The sequence below is a fragment of the Candidatus Thermodiscus eudorianus genome (assembly GCA_015521085.1).
Taxonomy (GTDB): domain Archaea; phylum Thermoproteota; class Thermoprotei_A; order Sulfolobales; family Acidilobaceae; genus Thermodiscus; species Thermodiscus eudorianus.
Window position 1 is genome coordinate 1 of record WAOW01000002.1, and the last position, 17,038, is coordinate 17,038.

General features: G+C 52.4%; 21 protein-coding genes. 13 read left to right on the plus strand and 8 right to left on the minus strand.

Annotated elements, in window-relative coordinates; all coding sequences use genetic code 11:
* Both F7C38_00580 and F7C38_00585 read left to right on the plus strand, forming a co-directional pair.
* A partial coding sequence (locus F7C38_00580) for a thermosome subunit (GenBank protein MCE4600048.1) occupies positions 1-761 on the plus strand: 761 nt, incomplete at its 5' end.
* 142 nt (positions 762-903) lie between these two features.
* The gene (locus F7C38_00585; protein MCE4600049.1) at positions 904-1,479 is read left to right on the plus strand and encodes a hypothetical protein; all 576 of its coding nucleotides are present in this window, start codon (positions 904-906) and stop codon (positions 1,477-1,479) included.
* Here F7C38_00585 and F7C38_00590 read toward each other — a convergent pair.
* On the minus strand, positions 1,381-2,949 hold the full coding sequence (locus F7C38_00590) for an ATP-binding protein (GenBank protein ID MCE4600050.1): 1,569 nt from the start codon (positions 2,947-2,949) through the stop codon (positions 1,381-1,383). The two genes, F7C38_00585 and F7C38_00590, sit on opposite strands and share 99 nt — an antisense overlap.
* A 92-nt stretch (positions 2,950-3,041) precedes the next feature.
* Complete coding sequence (locus F7C38_00595; GenBank protein MCE4600051.1) at positions 3,042-3,389, minus strand: DNA-directed RNA polymerase subunit G; 348 nt, start codon at positions 3,387-3,389, stop codon at positions 3,042-3,044.
* Between the two features lie 62 nt (positions 3,390-3,451).
* Here F7C38_00595 and F7C38_00600 point away from each other — a divergent pair, with 62 nt between their 5' ends.
* Positions 3,452-3,898 carry an Lsm family RNA-binding protein gene (locus F7C38_00600; protein ID MCE4600052.1) on the plus strand — a complete coding sequence of 149 codons (447 nt, stop codon included), beginning with the start codon at positions 3,452-3,454 and terminating at the stop codon, positions 3,896-3,898.
* Positions 3,895-5,406 carry a tRNA guanosine(15) transglycosylase TgtA gene (tgtA, locus tag F7C38_00605; GenBank protein ID MCE4600053.1) on the plus strand — a complete coding sequence of 504 codons (1,512 nt, stop codon included), beginning with the start codon at positions 3,895-3,897 and terminating at the stop codon, positions 5,404-5,406. Before F7C38_00600 ends, tgtA begins: the two co-directional genes overlap by 4 nt.
* Positions 5,407-5,419: 13 nt before the next feature.
* On the opposite strand, the gene F7C38_00610 is transcribed toward tgtA, so the two are convergent.
* The 3 genes from F7C38_00610 to F7C38_00620 are packed head-to-tail and all read right to left on the minus strand — an operon-like array spanning position 5,420 to position 7,783.
* The gene (locus F7C38_00610; GenBank protein ID MCE4600054.1) at positions 5,420-6,160 is read right to left on the minus strand and encodes a PAC2 family protein; all 741 of its coding nucleotides are present in this window, start codon (positions 6,158-6,160) and stop codon (positions 5,420-5,422) included.
* Positions 6,161-6,165: 5 nt separating this feature from the next.
* Entirely contained in the window at positions 6,166-6,627 is a 462-nt protein-coding gene (locus F7C38_00615; protein ID MCE4600055.1) for a tRNA-guanine transglycosylase, read from the minus strand.
* Positions 6,628-6,661: 34 nt separating this feature from the next.
* A complete protein-coding gene (locus tag F7C38_00620; GenBank protein MCE4600056.1) occupies positions 6,662-7,783 on the minus strand; it encodes a proteasome-activating nucleotidase in 1,122 nt (373 codons plus the stop codon).
* Between the two features lie 219 nt (positions 7,784-8,002).
* Between F7C38_00620 and F7C38_00625 the strand changes: the two genes are divergently transcribed.
* From F7C38_00625 to F7C38_00665, 9 genes are read left to right on the plus strand one after another with little or no spacing between them, the layout of a single operon-like run.
* Positions 8,003-8,518, plus strand: coding sequence for a multiprotein bridging factor aMBF1 (locus F7C38_00625; protein MCE4600057.1), 516 nt, complete (start codon positions 8,003-8,005; stop codon positions 8,516-8,518).
* Positions 8,496-9,623 (plus strand): GTPase HflX, encoded by a 1,128-nt coding sequence (gene hflX, locus F7C38_00630; protein ID MCE4600058.1) that lies wholly within the window; start codon positions 8,496-8,498, stop codon positions 9,621-9,623. The genes F7C38_00625 and hflX overlap by 23 nt, the downstream gene beginning before the upstream one ends.
* The gene (locus F7C38_00635) at positions 9,583-10,158 is read left to right on the plus strand and encodes a tRNA (cytidine(56)-2'-O)-methyltransferase (GenBank protein ID MCE4600059.1); all 576 of its coding nucleotides are present in this window, start codon (positions 9,583-9,585) and stop codon (positions 10,156-10,158) included. Before hflX ends, F7C38_00635 begins: the two co-directional genes overlap by 41 nt.
* On the plus strand, positions 10,142-10,711 hold the full coding sequence (locus F7C38_00640; GenBank protein ID MCE4600060.1) for a transcription factor: 570 nt from the start codon (positions 10,142-10,144) through the stop codon (positions 10,709-10,711). Before F7C38_00635 ends, F7C38_00640 begins: the two co-directional genes overlap by 17 nt.
* Positions 10,686-11,660 (plus strand): DNA cytosine methyltransferase, encoded by a 975-nt coding sequence (locus tag F7C38_00645; GenBank protein ID MCE4600061.1) that lies wholly within the window; start codon positions 10,686-10,688, stop codon positions 11,658-11,660. The genes F7C38_00640 and F7C38_00645 overlap by 26 nt, the downstream gene beginning before the upstream one ends.
* A 14-nt stretch (positions 11,661-11,674) precedes the next feature.
* Positions 11,675-12,127: a RecB-family nuclease gene (locus F7C38_00650; GenBank protein MCE4600062.1), complete on the plus strand. Its 453-nt coding sequence runs from the start codon at positions 11,675-11,677 to the stop codon at positions 12,125-12,127.
* Positions 12,128-12,132: 5 nt separating this feature from the next.
* Entirely contained in the window at positions 12,133-13,320 is a 1,188-nt protein-coding gene (locus tag F7C38_00655) for a hypothetical protein (GenBank protein MCE4600063.1), read from the plus strand.
* A gap of 60 nt (positions 13,321-13,380) precedes the next feature.
* Positions 13,381-14,616 (plus strand): Nre family DNA repair protein, encoded by a 1,236-nt coding sequence (locus F7C38_00660; GenBank protein MCE4600064.1) that lies wholly within the window; start codon positions 13,381-13,383, stop codon positions 14,614-14,616.
* A gap of 57 nt (positions 14,617-14,673) precedes the next feature.
* Complete coding sequence (locus F7C38_00665) at positions 14,674-15,060, plus strand: hypothetical protein (protein ID MCE4600065.1); 387 nt, start codon at positions 14,674-14,676, stop codon at positions 15,058-15,060.
* 224 nt (positions 15,061-15,284) lie between these two features.
* Here the strand turns inward: F7C38_00665 and F7C38_00670 are convergent, their stop codons facing one another.
* Genes F7C38_00670 through F7C38_00680 form a run of 3 tightly spaced genes read right to left on the minus strand, consistent with a single transcriptional unit; the run spans position 15,285 to position 16,962 of the window.
* On the minus strand, positions 15,285-16,028 hold the full coding sequence (locus tag F7C38_00670; GenBank protein MCE4600066.1) for a replication initiator protein WhiP: 744 nt from the start codon (positions 16,026-16,028) through the stop codon (positions 15,285-15,287).
* Positions 16,029-16,088: 60 nt separating this feature from the next.
* Positions 16,089-16,709 carry a hypothetical protein gene (locus tag F7C38_00675; protein ID MCE4600067.1) on the minus strand — a complete coding sequence of 207 codons (621 nt, stop codon included), beginning with the start codon at positions 16,707-16,709 and terminating at the stop codon, positions 16,089-16,091.
* Positions 16,645-16,962 carry a hypothetical protein gene (locus F7C38_00680; GenBank protein MCE4600068.1) on the minus strand — a complete coding sequence of 106 codons (318 nt, stop codon included), beginning with the start codon at positions 16,960-16,962 and terminating at the stop codon, positions 16,645-16,647. The genes F7C38_00675 and F7C38_00680 overlap by 65 nt, the downstream gene beginning before the upstream one ends.
* Positions 16,963-17,038 lie beyond the last annotated feature (76 nt).

Sequence of the window (17,038 nt, forward strand, 5' to 3'; positions counted from 1 at the left end):
CTGCTACTGGTGCTAGTGTTGTTGTTACTCAGAAGGGTATTGATGAGGTTGCTCAGCACTTCCTCGCTAAGAAGGGTATTATGGCTGTGAGGAGGGTGAAGAGGAGCGACATAGAAAAAATAGCCAAGGCAACAGGAGCAAAAATAGTAACGAATATCGACGATATTACACCCGAAGACCTGGGTTATGCGGAGCTAGTAGAAGAAAAAAGAGTAGGAGAAGACAAAATGATATTCATAGAAGGAGCAAAGAACCCAAAAAGCGTAACAATACTCATAAGGGCTGGATTCGAGAGACTCGTCGAAGAAGCTGACAGAGCTTTGCATGACGCTCTGAGTGCTGTAGCAGATGCAGTAATGGACGGAAAGATCGTCGCTGGCGGGGGAGCAGTAGAGGCAGAGATCTCAAAACGGCTGAGAGAGTACGCAAAGACCGTAGCCGGGAAGAAGACACTAGCAATAGAGGCTTTCATAAGAGCCCTAGAGGCGCTACCACAGACTCTAGCCTACAACGCTGGCCTCGACACAATAGAGATACTAATGAAGCTGAGGAGCGCCCACGAAAAAGGACAGAAGTGGGCAGGCCTAGACGTCGAAACAGGGGAAATAGTTGACATGATGGAGAAGGGCGTCATTGAGCCCCTAAGAGTTAAGGCAAACGCCATCAAGGCTGGAACAGAAGTGGCTACAATGATACTCAGGATCGACGACGTGATAGCAGCCAGGAAAACCAAGGAGGAAGAGAAGGGCGGCAAGAAGTAGAAATAACACGATCGCTGGAGAAGAACACAACACTTAATTTCTTAATATATTTATCTACGTTCACCTTTTTCGCTATAATGGGTGTCTAGTCACGCGCCCAATAATACTGCTCTCAGGAACGCCTGGGACGGGAAAAAGCTCGATAGCACCCTTACTAGGCGAGGCCTTCAATTGTATTCACGTCGACTCTTCCAGGTTCCTTCGAGACTTAGGTCTAGCCGAGAGAGATCCTACTGGGAGAGAAACCAACATTGTACAACCGAGTAGAATAGGACAAGCTGTAAGGGAACTTGTTAGAAGCGGCGAATGCATAATACTTGAAACAACATATCCGTCCCTGTGGCTTGAAAACGGGTTAGACGAGTATACAGCCATTATCGTGCTACTCAGAGTACACCCCCTTGAACTATGTAAGAGGCTGGAAAATGCTAGGAACTGGCCTCCAGATAAGATAATAGAGAACTGCTTGGCAGAGGCTTTCAACGAGGTAGCTAACGAACTGCTCGACTATGAGCACTCGGTTATAGAAGTGGATACCACGGGTAAAGGTGCACGGCAGGTGGTGGAAGAGATCACAGAGGATCTCATCGAGTGGAGGACCGGGATAAACGTGGACTGGCTAGAGATGGATCCGTCCCTCATAGACTACATCTCGAAATGGATTGAAAGGCTTGACTTTGACAAGTACAGGTTCGGGTATGGAGGGCGCCTGGACTAGTGCCTCGCCCCTGACGAGTTTATCCAGTAAATGAACTTTATCGTCGCCGAGACCCATGGCCGCCTGGATTGTCTGCTTGTCCCTCTGGGATCTAAGAGCGTGCACTATCTTGGTATTCGTGTTGAGAAATACTCTATCAGGGACCATGCTTGGAGCCTGTGTCGCGTAGATTACGTGGAGCCCGAATTTCCTGGCCTCAGAGAGGAGTTCCTCGAAGAGACTAGAGTCGCCATTAAATAGATTATGGGCTTCATCGACCGCGACTAGCACATCTATCCTCTTCTCCCTTATATAGAGGTAGAGATACGAGAGTAGGGATAGCGCGTAGACCCTCCTAGCCCTAGGACTTTTAATGGAAGAGACATCGACGACAATATAGTTATCCTCTAAGATTAAGTCCCCCTGCAAAGCATTCTCTATATCCGTTAGAATAGCGAGCCTCCTCCTCAGCCCCCTCTTAACCTCTCTATCCCATCCCGACTCCTCGGGCCACGAATCTATCCTAGATAGCAACTCTAGTGCGCTAGACACCGGCGAATCCAGTATCCTACCTAGTAGATAAGCCTGGGGATCTGATAAGCCGAGACTCGACGCTAGAATGTCCACCAGCATTCTTCTTCCTTCACGAGTGAATGTCATCTTAACTAGTGGAACGGGAAAATCGCCCCTATCAGCTCTAGCAACCCTATGCCTGCTTCCGAGTGAGTGCTCTCCCGTCCAGTCTACCACTATACTCTTCCAGCCAAACTTAGCTGCTTGATCGGTTATGATCCGGAGAGTGGTCGACTTACCGCTACCCGTCGAGCCATATATACCGATGTGACCCTCCAAGTCTTCCATAGTCAAGTAGACGGGTTCCGGTAAAGGAGTCTCTATTGTCTCGCCTAGATAGATTCTCTTCTCTCCATCTCTCCGGGAGGATTCTCTTATATCCGTGAGATAGTGAATGTATAAACCACTATCTGAGGAGTTATCTGCCACGAATAAGTCGAGTATCGGTCTGGCGTCCATTTCTCCTCTAAATTCGAGTCTAGCTCCTTTGACTAGGGCTGCTATTATGGTCTCAAATATCTCTACCTCGCGATCGAGCAACTCTTTCCTCCCGCAGAGCAGTAGGCGCGTCGACCCATCATTGTTTTTATCAAAAAGCGATAGCAGAATATAGCCTGAATATCCGCGTTTAGCACGTTCCTTAATAACCTCTACTATGTTACTAGCCGTCTCGGGCTCTCTAGCTTTAACGGCATACGACCTACATACTTCGAGGGAGTCTGAGAATGTCCTCTTAACCAGAAGTTTTCTATTTTTAATTAATAACAATATAAATATGAATATGAATAAATATATTGATATGAATGGGTCTTTGTACTCGTATACGGCTAGGGAAAAGCCTGCCGTCTTCAACAGTAAGACTAGCCCCACGAGGCCCGGTATGATTCTAATCCATCTAGGAATATCTGCAGGATCCATCAATCCCCACATAGGAAAATTCTAGGTTATACTAGGGGTGGGGGAGGAGCCCGGTACTAATACATATAGCATGAGTTTACAATTACTCCCCTTCACTTAATCCTCCTAATGCACAGGTAGTACTTCGTCTCCGGTTCTAGGCCCAGGCTAGGTTTAAACTTAAAGAGTATACCCCAGACGGAGAACAACGTGAAGTCATCTTCAAGCTTTGACGTGACATATCCCTGTCCACAGAAAATGAACTTATCTAGACTAGAGGGCTTCGACGTGTAAAACTCGAATACGATCTTGTCTCCCTCCGAAACTGTAATAGTATCCCCTATCAAGTCGAATTCCACATGGGCCCTACGACTCCCAGCCTTGGCGATCCTCTGTCCTCTCAGTTTGCCTGGCTCGATCCCCTCGACGGTCACGGTCAGCTTCTTAGCCGGTGAACCCATCACACGACACCCGCCTAACTCTATTAAACCCAGCCCTTTACGTTGTCGTGTTGGGGGTAAAAATGGCACTTGTAGGGGAGGCCTCCAGAAGGTTTGTGGCGCGTCTAAACGCCCTCCTGGGAAAGAGCGTTATAGTCCATACCATGAAGGGTAACACGTATAAGGGTACTCTCTATGGCTTCGATCAATCCTCTCTAAGTATTGTGTTAACTAACGCGGAAGACGCCAAGGGTAATAAACATCCAATAATCCTTATAGCCGGGCACAACTTGGCTGAGATCAGAGTCGAGGAGACCGCCATATTTGATGCCAGGGAGTTCGCTGACTTCCTAGTACGCTATGGGGGAATAGCACTGCATCAGGTGAGGGTTTACGAAGACTTGAACATAGTCGAGGTTTCGAGGAGTGTGAAGGTGTCGAAAGATGGTGTTGAGGGTAGCGGTCCCCTAGCCCAAAAGATCTACACTCTCTACAGGGAGTACCTAAGGAAGAAGGGAGTCGGGGAATGAACAGGGTCCCCGGCGTTTTCGAGATAAAGGAAACGGACCTTCATGGGCGCATTGGGAAGCTACATACTAAGAGTGGAGTTATTGAAACTCCTGCATTCTTGCCTGTTATAGATGTATATAGGCAGGAGATTGCCCCCAGCAAAGTAAAAGAGATCGGCTTCAATCAAGTGATAACAAATGCTTACTTGACCTTCAAGAGGTTCGGCGAGGAGGCGGTCAAAAAAAGTATACATGGTGTGATTGGCTTCGACGGAGTGGTTATGACCGACTCCGGAGCATATCAGATGCTTGAGTATGGCGATGTAGACGTCGACCAGGAAACCATAATAAAGTACCAAGTAGACATATCAACGGATATAGGTGTGATCCTGGACGTCCCAACCGGCAAGACAGACTATGATAGTGCTAAGCAGAGCGTTGAGAAAACAATACAGAGGGCGAGAGAAGCGGTTGAACTGATAAAGGATACCGAGCAAGTGTGGGTCTTACCAGTCCAAGGGGCTGGTTATAGTGATCTAATAGAGGAGAGTTCTAAGCACGCAAGGGAACTATCTATACACTATGGCATGCTGGGGATAGGAGGGCTAACCGAGCATATGGAGAGCTATGACTACCTAACAGTCATCAAAACAATCTACTCGGCTAAGAGACTACTCCCCGGAGGCAAGCCTGTTCATTTATTCGGGGCTGGGCACCCCCTGGTCATAGCTCTGGCTGCTGCACTCGGTGTCGACACATTCGATAGCGCTAGCTACATCCTCTACGCTAGAGACGATAGGTACATAACGGAGTATGGTGTAGAGAAGCTGGACCGCCTAGAATACTTCCCATGCAATTGCCCCGTCTGCACCAGATACTCCCCAAGAGAATTGATGGAAATGGACAAGAGGGAGAGGACCCGGCTATTGGCTATACACAACTTGCATGTGATCCGGAAGACGATAGAACGAGTAAAACAGGCTATAAAAGAGGGTAGGCTGTGGGAGTACCTCGAAGAACTCTCAAGAAGACACCCCTCTGCTTACGAGGCCCTTAGAGCACTTAAGGACAAGACAGATCTGCTGGAGCCTGGGACACCCTATGTCAAGGGAATAGTAAGGGGGCTACGACTGTACAATGAGGAGTCAACATGGAGGCCTAAAATCAGAGCCTATAGGAGAAAGATCGAAGCTTACCTGCAGGGTAGGAAGGCGCCTGTGATAGTCTTGAAGCCTTATCCTCCCAAGCCGGAGGATTGCCCAAGGCCGTCCGGCATCGATAGGGGGGTTCTAGTCCTGTACTACACCCCGTATCTTGGCCTAGTCCCGGAGGAGCTGTGCGGGGTGTATCCCACAATTCATTTCAATTATCCCGAGAGAACGCTGCCTCTTGAGGTTGTTGATGACATGATAAACTACATTATAAAAATTATTAAAAAATATTATAACGATTCTAAAATCGTGGTTGAGGATGGCGTGGGCTGGAGATCCGAAGCATCCCGCCGTATAAGAAGAGCTATTATTCTATAGCGCTATTGTTTAGCTACATGTAGATCCCAGGCCTCTCTTTGTCCTCGCCTCTCCGGGACTCCTCCTCTATCATCCGCATTAACTGCTCCACAAGTTCTCTTTGTTTCACGCCCATGTCCTCAAGACTCTTTACATCGACATCTCTTCCTAAGAATTTCTTGGCCACTAGCTTGACGCCGAAGGCGGCCGCAGTCCAATCTGCTTCCTCGGCGGTGGTATAGGGCAGTACTATAGTCGCTGGTACTTGGAAATAGTCTAGGTGCATATAGAGGAGGGCTAGGGGACCCATAACTCCTAACCCCGTCTCCATAGACGGCGCTTCTAGCTCTGGTCCGCGATAGAACTTGTTGGCTATGTATCTATAGCCGTGCTCTTCTCCCTCGGGTCTATACTCGACTCTCAATCCACCGACCAAGACCGCTACTCTAGGCTTGAACCTGCTAACCCACTCGCTCAACCCCCAGATGTACTCGTCGGTATGCTCTCTCTCTGGTAACGCTCTATTGACCACTATCACGGTCCTCGGATCCTCAACTAGGTAGATATCGTAGGGATACCCCGGCCCGTCGTCTTCGATGAGGACTACGGGGGGCATAGACTCAGTAAGTATGTACCCGATCTTCTTCCCACCCATCAATAAAGCAAGATACTTCGAGACAAGATAGCCTACCATACCAAATCCGCGGAAACCGGTTACGAATACGGCGCCCTCTAACTCTCTCCTATCCACATCAACTACTACTTCTACGGACACTCCTCTCACACCCTAGATCTAACCCTGGCAACCTCGCCGTATACAAGGCCTTCCATCATATTAACAGGCACTCTGAGCCTGCCGACCCCAATAAGAGAATCCTCCTTATCGACAATCACCACCTCGTCCCCCGGTCTCAGGCCCGGATCGATGCCAACGATATCCCTGGCTAGAATACTCCCCCTAATTTCCCTATCCCCCCTGACCACTAACCGGAAGCGGGGCGGGACAGTTGACGAGACTATCCTCTCAGCGGCGGGTATCGATACGGAGAAAAGGCCATCGTTAGGTCTTAGGGTCAGATAGACTCGCCCCTCTAGTATAACGTATCGCACCCTACCTCTTCTAATATCAACGGAGAACTCCTCGCCTTCAGGGAAGAGAGAGAACGCCACATTCCAGTCCCATTGGAATGCTGCTATAGCCCTGAGGACCTCTATCTCATCTCGTGAGGCTTTCCTCCTCAACACCAGTACCCACGGGAGGGGATGGGGGGAGGGGCTAATAGTGTTGAGTTATTGAAACCCCAGAATTGTTCGAACCCATTCTCTCCCTCACCTTGTCTATTGCCTTGAGTAGGTCCTCCATGGTAATCCTCTTTCTCCCACTCCTAATAGCGTAGTAGCCTGCTTCGGTTACGACCGCTTTTATATCTGCCCCGCTAAAGCCCTCTGTCAGGCTAGCAAGTAGTTCGAGGTCTACGTTCCTGGCAAGCTTAACCTTCCTCATGTGTACCTTAAATATCTCCAGCCTGGCCTGCTTACCGGGTAGTGGTACCTCGATTATCCTATCGAACCGGCCCGGCCTTAGTAAAGCCGGATCGAGTAGGTCTAATCTGTTCGTTGCAGCTATCACCTTAACGTTGGACAGGGGTTCGAAGCCGTCTAGCTCCGCTAGCAGTTGGAGAAGCGTCCTCTGGACCTCCCTGTCCCCGCTGGTGCCTAGATCTGCTCTTCTAGACCCTATAGCGTCTATCTCGTCTATGAATATGATGGCCGGGCTATTGTCGCGGGCGTATCTAAACACCTCGCGGACCAGCCTAGCCCCCTCGCCTATAAACTTGTTCACGAACTCGCTCGCCACAACTCTAATGAACCTAGCGTTAGAGGCCCTAGCGACTGCCTTGGCGAGCAGGGTCTTACCGGTGCCCGGGGGACCATATAGGAGAACGCCCTTAGGGGGCTCTATCCCGACCTCCTTGAACAATTCGGGTTTAACCAGGGGTAGGACTACGACCTCCTGGAGCTCCCTTATCTGGTCGCCGAGACCTCCTACATCCTTGAAGGTGACGTTAGGCCTCTCGATAACTTCCATAGCCTTGACCATGGGGTCTACACTGTTCGGTAGGACTCTCACTATCGTCGAGCCCCTGTTGTTTAGCGCGACCCTCATTCCAGGCCTCAGGGTTCTCGGCTCTATACCGTTGGAGACTTTGACTATAAGGTTCGGGCCCGTAGTGCTTTTGACCACGACGGAGTCATCGTCTAGAACTTCTATGACGGTGGCCTCTATATGGGGCGGACTCATCAGCTTTTCAATCTCTCTCCTATACCTCTCAAGATCTTGCTCTAGGCTCATCTTTATCTGGATCAAGTGCTTGACTCTCTCGCGCAGGAATCGCACCTCCTCCTCTACGTCGTCGAAGTGCCTCCTACCACTAGCACTTAGCGACAAGCCCCATCTCCACCATGTTATACCGTTGGTCCATGAACCTTTATAACGTGAGGAACTAGCTCGCCGTCCCGTATATATCCGGAAGATACCATAGTATTCCGTAGTAATACGCGAACTGTATTAAGTCCGGATAGATAACCTAGTTTGACCCTGGGGAGGCGCTGGTCAGTGGCTCGGACAGGAGAGGTACTGTACTGCGAGATGTGTGGATCCAGGATCGCTGGTAGGCCCTACCGAGCAGTCGTCGACGGCGTGGAAATGGTCCTGTGTGCGAGCTGCTATATGAAGCTGGCCAAGAGCGGGAGAGCAGTTCTCCTAAGAGAGCCCTCTAAGAACCCTACCAGGAAGAGGCCAGCGCCTGTCAAGAGAGTATCCAGCAAAAGGGTTCCCCTAGACCAGTTCGACATAGTAGAAGACTATTATGACAGAATAAGGAGGGCCAGGGAAGCGAAGGGTTGGACCATGGCGGTGCTAGCTCAAAAGCTAAGGATAAGCGAGGCGATGCTCCGAAAGATAGAATCCGGTAAAATGAAGCCCTCGATAAACCTGGCCAGGAAAATAGAGAATCTCTTGAAGATAAAAATACTGGAACCCACAGAAGTCAGCGAAGAAGAGGACTACAAACAGGAGCCGGGGACCCTCACTCTAGGTGATGTAGTTATTGTCAGGAAAGACGAAGACTAGCTCTATAGAGGAGGCCATACTCCTAATTCCAAGGAAAGATATCGCCTACCTGGAAGAAGCGTTATCTCTTGCACAAACAGCTGGCTATAGAGTCAAGAGCATAGTAAAACTAAGGAACCCGAGGAGGCTGGGAAGAGGCCTCATAGAAAAAATAGCCATAGAGGCCGAGGAGAATGGGATCGACACGATAATTATCTATGCAGAACCCCCTCCGACGACTATATACCAGCTGCAAAAGGCTACACGGAAGAGAGTAGTCGATAGAGTGTCACTTATACTGGAGATCTTCTGGAGACACGCAGGATCCCGTGAAGCGCAACTGCAGATAGAGGCAGCCCGAATAAAACATCAGCTCCCTCTCCTCCGGGAATACGTCAGGAGGGCGAGGATGGGAGAGGACCCCGGCTTCCTAGGTCCCGGCGAGTACGCCATCGACAAGTACAGGTATAGTCTAGAGAGGAAACTAGCCAGGATAAGGCGGCAGCTCGACGAGATAAGGAAAAGGAGAGTCGACTATTTTGAGAGGAGACGACGGCTTGGCATGGCCCACGCCTCCCTAGTGGGGTATGCCAGTGCCGGGAAAACCACTCTCTTCAACGCCTTGACCGGCGAGACTAAGCCCACGGGAGAGGAGTATTTCACCACACTACACCCTAAGCACAAAGCCATTGTCGCCGAGGGAGTTAAGATTGTCTTCGTAGACACAGTTGGTTTTATTAGGAAGGTCCCCCATGAGATAATAGAAGCCTTCAAGTCTACGCTCGAAGAAGTCGCCTACTCTGATGTAATAGTCTTTGTAGTCGATGTGGCGGAAACCGATAGGGATATCATCGACAAGGTTGAGGCGGGCCTTGACACCCTAGCCAACATAGGAGCAGCTGGCTTAGACGGCCGTCTGATAGTAGCTGCCAACAAAGTGGACTTGCTCAAGGACTACGAGCGTGTACACAAGATAAAGCTAGTCGAAGACGCGATAAACGAATACGTTCCACACACGCCTGTAGTACCCGTGTCGGCTAGGACGAGAGAAGGTTTGAGAGACCTGCTCAAGAGGGTGGCACTGATTGCAGGAAAGACTGTCAGGGCCCTGGGACCCCTATCGTAGAGTCTACGTACTACGCCTTGGGCATAGGCCTGCTAGAGATAAGCGGGTAACCACCCATGTAGCACTCGTTGCCAGGGCTTTCGGTGCCAATGGGTTCGTCCTAGAGGGAGTGTGCGATGAAGGCATAGAGCGTGGCTTAGAGAGAGTATCCCGGTGCTGGGGTGGCAGTGTCCACTACGAGTGTGGAGTGAATGGGAAGAGCTATGCGAAAAGATGGAAGGATAAGGGGGGAGAGATAATACACCTCACGATGTATGGGATTCCCCTAGACGACGTGATAGACTCTATACGGGTTAGCGCGAAGCCCAAGCTAATTATAGTGGGCGCTGAAAAGGTTGAGAGATACTACTATGATATAGCAGACTATAACGTAGCTATAGGCAACCAGCCTCACAGCGAGGTTGCTGCTCTAGCCGTCTTCTTGGATAGGCTATATAGGGGCCGGGAGCTATATAATGTATTCACCGGGGCGCGAGCCCAGATAATACCTAGCGATAAGGGGAAAACGGTGACTGGAGGTGTCAAATGCGGATAGTAAAGCCAAGACAGAGGCATTATATAGGTTCATAAAAAAGCTAGCGAGGAAGTCGAACCTCAACCCAGAGAACACCGTCAAGATATTCACAACGCTACTATCTTCAACCGATGGGAAGGGGTTGAGTGACGAGGAGCTATCTGAACACACAGGGTTAAGACAGGGAGAGATAAGGAATATCCTCCGGCTGTTCTACTCCCTACGCATGGTAGCCTATAGGAGGGGCAGGCATCCAGCGACTGGCGCTACACGGTATTACTGGTATATCGATTTCTCCGGGATAAACATGAGCCTATACTGGAGGAAGATACAGGTCCTGGAGAGGCTGAGGCAGAGGCTAGAGTACGAGGAGAACAACACGTTCTTCAGATGCCCTAGGGATGGAGCACGCTACACCTTTGAAGAGGCCTTCGAGTACGAATTCACGTGTCCCCGGTGCAACTCGATCCTGGTAGAAGAGGATAACACTAAGATCAAGGAGTTGCTCCGCAGGGTCATCGCCAGGCTCGAGGAGGAGATAAAACGGGATGAGGAACTACTACGAGCTCCTTGACCTCTTCTCAGGCGCCGGGGGATTCGCTAGAGGGTTCGAGGAGGCCGGTTATAGGCCGGTTGTGGGTGTAGATAACTTCCCTCCGGCTGCGAAGACTTACAAGCTGAACTTTCCGGGGGCATACTTTATAGCGGATGACATCAAGGAAGTCAATGCCGCCCTCATAAGGGATTACACCGGTTATGGTAGAGGAGATGTCAGTGTTATCATAGCTAGCCCTCCATGCGAGCCATTCACCGGAGCCAATCCGAGGAGGCAAAGGAATCCCCTGGATAGACTCTATAGGGATCCCGCAGGCCAGCTATTCCTGCATGCCATCCGGATAATTGGAGAAGTGAGACCAGCTATATTCGTCATAGAAAACGTCGCCGGGATACTGGAGCATCCAATACAAGCCGCTATACGCAGAGAACTGGCTACACGCGGCTACCGAAGCGTTTACTTCAACGTGCTGAAGGCCGAAGACTATGGGACCCCCAGCCATAGAGTCAGGGTCTTTGTGTCAAATATCAGGATCGAGCCGAAGAAGAGGAGGGCCCCGAGTGTCGAGGAGGCCCTGAGGGGTCTACCACCACCAGGGGCTCCGTATCCCTTCAACCACGAGGCTCCACTCAGGATCTCGAAGAGATACTCTAAGAGGCTAGCTAGACTCAGATGGGGCGAGTCCCTCATCAAGTATACTGGCGCCGGTGGGAGGAAGCTCCCTAACTACATTAGGCTTGACCCCCGGGGAGTAGCGCCTACAGTGATGGGGAGCTCCCGCTTCATACACCCCTATGAGGATAGACTCCTGACCGTGAGAGAGCAGGCCAGGCTAATGGGGTTCCCAGACTACCACATCTTTACTGGAAGCCGCGACGCCCAATATGACATGGTCGGGGAGGCAGTACCCCCTCCCCTGGCGAAGGCCATAGCAGAGGCTATAACCCGGGAGCTCGACAGGAGGTAGTGAGGGGCTATACCGTGGAGGTAATACCGGTCATCCACAACGTCAGCAGTGTACAACGCGTAGTTGACATGGCTAGGCTGGTGTATAGCCTAGGCTATGACACCCTCATAGTTACCAAGGCTTACGGGGGAGCCGCCCAGTCGGGAATCCCGGAAGCCATGAGGATCGCCTTACGCGAGAATAAGAGGCTCATAGTGCTTCCAGAGCTCTCTGACGCCGTCGAGTTGCTCAAACCAGACCAAATCTTCATTGTCACCAAGGATTACTCTGAGGAGCACCTAGACCCGGCGAAGCCCCCGCGTCTAGAGGGAAGGATACTCATAGCCTTCTCAGGCTCGGACCCCGACTTCTCGATACAAGAAGCCCGCCTAGGGAGGCCCATCTACTTGAAGGGAATCGAGGGGGGTAGACTAGGCCCCCTCGCCGAGGCAGGCATAATACTCTACGCCCTCAAAGGGAGGGATTAGGTGTATTGGCTGGAAGCGCTAGTGTAAAGGAATATATCAAGGAGGCTAAATACTATTCCAGCATCGCCGTCGACCTGGCGCTCTACAGCCTAGCAAGCGGGAACAAGATAGCCGCAATGGAGGTCCTACAGATAGAGGACAGGATCGACCAGGTGGTCAGAGACCTGGCTGCTAAGGCCAGCCTAGCCGTGAGGAGCCCAGAGCAAACAGGCTTAGCAGTAGCTATAACCGAGATAGCGAGGGCCTTCGACAGGATAACAGACGCCGCGGGAGATCTGGCAGGCCTCGTCATAAGAGACTACCCCATACACGAGTACGTGAAGGGAGTGGTTAACTGCTGCGGGGAGGTGATAAGCCTCATCCAATCCTCGAATACCGTGTCGAAACTAGAGGGTAATGTTGACATACTACTAGTGAGGAGGGGCGACAGCTACATACTAGCACCCGAAAAAGAGGAGATCCAGGAGGGAGACCTGGTAGTAGTCCGTGGGACCCCGGAGGAGGTGGCACAAGTAGCTAGGCAGTTGCAGAAACCCCCTGAGAGGTCCCCCCTGGGGGGAACGGAGCTCGTCACGGCCGCTCTAGCAGGGGACGAGCTAGCTAGTAACCTCTTGAAGCTGAAGAACCTCGGTAAACTCATGCTAGAGATGTCATTCCACGCATTGATCTACGTAGATAAAAGCCTGGCAAACCTCATACTCGACCTGGAAACCGGGATAGATACTCTATACCTGAAGGTCCTGGAAGACAGCTACGTGACGGTGATACCACTGAGATCGAGGGAGAGCGTCAGCCTAAGCATATTCGCAAACGCCATGGAGACGCTGGCCGATGCAGCGGTCTTCATAGCCAGGATAGTCCTGTCCCCCGAGTACTATGAATACTCGGAGTTCCTGGGCGAAGCCGTTGAGGAAGCGGAGGAGGGATACGCAAGGCTACAGGTGACCGGTAAACTGGACGGCACGCCCTTGAACGCCCTAGGGCTATCGGACTGGGGCGTAGAGATACTAGCCGTGAGGAGAGGCAACAAGTGGATAGTCCCAGTGCCCTCCAACTACACGCTGAAAAAGGGGGACATAGTCCTCGTGAAATACTTCAAGGAGCCAGGCGAGGATGCCAGGGACGAAGAAGAGATCCTAAAGCTATTGAGCGAGGCGGGCTTCAGGGAACTCGAAGAGGCAGAAGGAGATTAGCCGGGCGAATGCAACCCTATCTATTGTGGCGGCTTAGGGGGTCCCTCAGGGTGTAACGGCTTGCCACGGATACCGCCTGAATTATGCGCAAGGTGCAAGGGCTATAAGAGACTATGCGGGCTCCCTAAATGCCCAATCCTAGAAGCCTTCAGAGCCCAGGTATCGGCCGCCGCTAAAACCAAGGGGACCCTCGTTGAGGGGGCCACCCCGCCCGGTATACTCGTGGGGGAAGCCGGCTACCCCAACGTAAGGGTCTATTTTCTAGTACCGCCACGGGTCTACGGTGAGGAAGCCCGCTACCATGAAGCCCCCGCCGAGTGGGCCGATAGGAGGGAGCCCCTAGCCCGGATAATATCCCTCCGGGGCGAGCTCCTCTCAGCCAGCATAACCCTCCCCGTGAGGGACCCCTACAGGCTCTACGAGACAGAGATAGGCCTGGCGGCCATATCATCGGAGCCCGTAGACTCGGAGGTCAAGCTGGCCAAGCCCCCGATACCCCGCCTCTCCTTCGACGGAATAAGCAAGCCAAGGGGACCCTCAGCGCCAGCCGAGAAGATTAAGATCTCAGGGGACCCTAGGCTACCGCGGCCCGTGGAGAAAGCCATATGGGATGACGCGCCTGCTACAACCGCGATCAGCGAGCTCTACACTAGAGGCGTTGACATATACGAGATACAGAGGCTCATGGCGGCTGGCTTCCTGGGGAGGCTAAAGCAGAGGAGGATAGTCCCCACAAGATGGGCCATCACAGCCGTGGACGAGGCCCTATCAAGGACCCTGAGGGGACTGCTAAGCGACAAGCCGGAGATAGACTCGATAGAAGTCTACAGGGGGGAATACCTGGGCAACAGGTTCATCATAATACTCCAGCCGGGGCCCGGGACCTTCGAGTGGATCGAGGCATGGCAGCCCCAGACCCTATGGACCAGGAACGCGAGGGACCCCGTTATAGTCCGCGTCGAGGAGGACCCCCTGGGCCGGAGGAACCTTGAAGACGGTGGTTTCTCGGCTGCAAAGATAGCTGTGCTGGAGTATCTGGCGAGAAGGGGTAGGAGGGCCGACGTGGTGATACTAAGGGAAGTAACCCCCTCATACTATGCTCCCGTGGGCAACTGGCACATAAGGGAGACAGTGAGAAGGGCTATGGCCCAAGGACCCGTGCTAGTAGCCAGCGATATCGCTGAGGCTGCTAGCTACGCCTCGAAACACCTAGACAACTACACCCAGATGGCTTCGCGCAGCCTTACCCTGCCCGGCGGGAGGCATAGGAGGACTCGTATAACCGATTACCTCTAGGAGCCCCGGGCTATCAATATTACTCCTGTGAGCTCTAGTTTAATGCGGCGGGGCGGGTTGTCAAGGAACTTCATAGCTAATATCGTGTACTTGCTCCTCCTAGCGGCGTCGCTCTTCGGGGCCTACATAGCCTCCCAGATAGACGCTCCTTATGGTGTCTGGGCTGGCTTAGAGTCCATGCTATATAGCCTGGGAGGCGGGCTAGTGCTGTACTCCCTTGTCCCCCTCCTGGTGGGAGGTAAGAGGATGATTAGATCCTCCCTCCTTTTTGCAGTTGTGGGCCTTGCTATAGTAGCCCTCGACTATCGCTTGTACGTCACAATCTATCAGGGCTATTATACTACTCCAACCCCCTTCTATAGGTATATTGTCATGGCACCGTTCACATTCATCTTAATGGCCCTTTTCGGGGTCCTTTGGGTTTGGACAGTACTAACGTCTTGAACCCTGCTATTGCCCTAGAGGAGGACGCGTATATCTCGCCCTTCTAGAAGTTAGTAAACATACTATACGGGTTGGGTCTGGGTATTATTGTCTCCCACCCTGGGGTCCCTCGGGTAATATCACCGGTCAATATGCAAACAACTAGATTACATGCTCACCATAGTATGTGGCCGAAGATTCTTGACACGCCATAATACGACTGGTGTATAGTAGTATGTATGTTGCTAGTGGTCTCCAGTACAGGATTTGAGAGTCTCCTTCATGTTCTTTGTCAGCCCGATCCTCACACCAAGCCTTGGATCCGTGTAGATATAGATAATGCCCTTGCTCTGCAGCCTCCTAGCTATGCGTAGGAGCCAGTGGTAGTCTGCTTCCATTACGTCCGCTAAGTTGTCCAGGTAGATGTAGGTGCTCCCCCACTTTGTATAGTGTGAGAGTAGGCTTGAGAGGACTTCTAGCTCCTCCTCGTCTAGGTCATCCTTATACACCTCTAGTATGCATTTAGCCCTCTGCACCCTCTCTTGTAGTTCATTGTGGCCTTTACCTATTCGAGGTGCAATAAACGACAAGGAACCACTCCCCCCTCCCCTCTTGCCCTCCTTTTCTTTGTGGTTTATTGTATCCTTAACAGGATAAGTGGACAAGATACGTCTAGCAATGCTAGCCATCTTGTCAACGTCCTCTGCAGTCTCCCTCTCCAGCACCTTCTCCGCGTACTCCTCCCCCTGGGGGGTCAGGCTCCAGTAGCCGTTGACGTACTCCACGAACCCCCTAGCCTTCCAGTACGAGAGGTAGCTTGAGATGTACTTCGCCTCATACCCCAGGACAGCCGCCATCTCACTGCTCCTCATGGGCCTAGAGAGTAGTAGGACCATTATCGCGTCGACAAGCCGGCTCCGAGGCCCTCCTCGGCCCTTCTCCCTGGCTTGTTCTAGGATACGTCTCACTGTGTCTGTGACATCCTCCACTAAACCGCACCCGGAGGAGTCTCTTGGCCCGGGAATATACTAGGGAGGGACCCCCAGGTATCACCTACAGTACTCTGCGGAGATGAGCCTCAGCACTCCCGTGAAGGCCTTCGCTACGCACTCTCGGGGGACCACAACTACGACTCCACGCGCCACCCCGGGGTCTAGGCCGCGCAGCTCCCCGGCTTCCTCCTCGGGCAGCCCCGGGTACTGAGGGACCCCGTTGTCCACGCCGCCTACAATACATAGCCTACAGTTCTCGGCGACCAGGTAGTCCCTAACCCTATACACACCCACGAGGTCCCTCACAGGCTCGAGGACTGGTGTCACGATGACTATAGCCTCGCCCAGGGGCGTTGTCCTGACCCTGTAGAGGCGGACAGCCTCCTCTACTTGTCTATAGAGGCTTCGGCCCTTCTCGGTTGCGGTGTGTCCCCTCCCTTTTCCGGCCTTGGCGGCGAGGCCTAGGGCCTCTAGCCTCTGTAGTAGCGTCTTGACGGGGGCCTCGCCTAGCCCTAGGAGCCTCTGTAGACGGGGCCTGCCCAGGGGGTCCTCCTCGGATAAGAGTTTCAGGGCGGTGTAGACGTGGTAAGGGGTGTAGCCTACGCTTCCTCCCCTACTGCTCTCCGCCGCCCTTAACACGGCCTCTACCGCCTGGCAGGCCTCTCGCCGGCTCGACACTCCATGCTCCCTCGTCGGGTAGGATCCCCTGGTCGATCATGAATACTGCTAGGTCTTGGGGGGTTATGTCGTTATCCCCGAGGATCACGTTCTCTATACTCTTCCAGTCCCTCCTGGCCTTTCTACCGAAGTCGTCCCAGAGCCAGTCTATTACCTCGTCGAGATCCACCCCACTCCTCTTAAGCTGCTGCATAAGGGCCTCCTTGACCGCCCGCTCCTTAATCCTCACCCTGTAAGGTAACCCGTTCCCCAACCAGTACACCGAGCGCTCAAGGGGGAGCGGCTAGAGGCTATAACCTTGCCAGGGACCCGGGTATCCCTGGAGGTGG

Bases quoted from the DNA above. Each gene is read 5' to 3' on its own strand.
- F7C38_00590 (MCE4600050.1), bottom strand. From the start codon at position 2,949: ATGGATCCTGCAGATATTCCTAGATGGATTAGAATCATACCGGGCCTC.
- tgtA (MCE4600053.1), top strand. From the start codon at position 3,895: ATGAACAGGGTCCCCGGCGTTTTCGAGATAAAGGAAACGGACCTTCAT.
- F7C38_00600 (MCE4600052.1), top strand. From the start codon at position 3,452: ATGGCACTTGTAGGGGAGGCCTCCAGAAGGTTTGTGGCGCGTCTAAAC.
- F7C38_00595 (MCE4600051.1), bottom strand. From the start codon at position 3,389: ATGGGTTCACCGGCTAAGAAGCTGACCGTGACCGTCGAGGGGATCGAG.
- F7C38_00645 (MCE4600061.1), top strand. From the start codon at position 10,686: ATGAGGAACTACTACGAGCTCCTTGACCTCTTCTCAGGCGCCGGGGGA.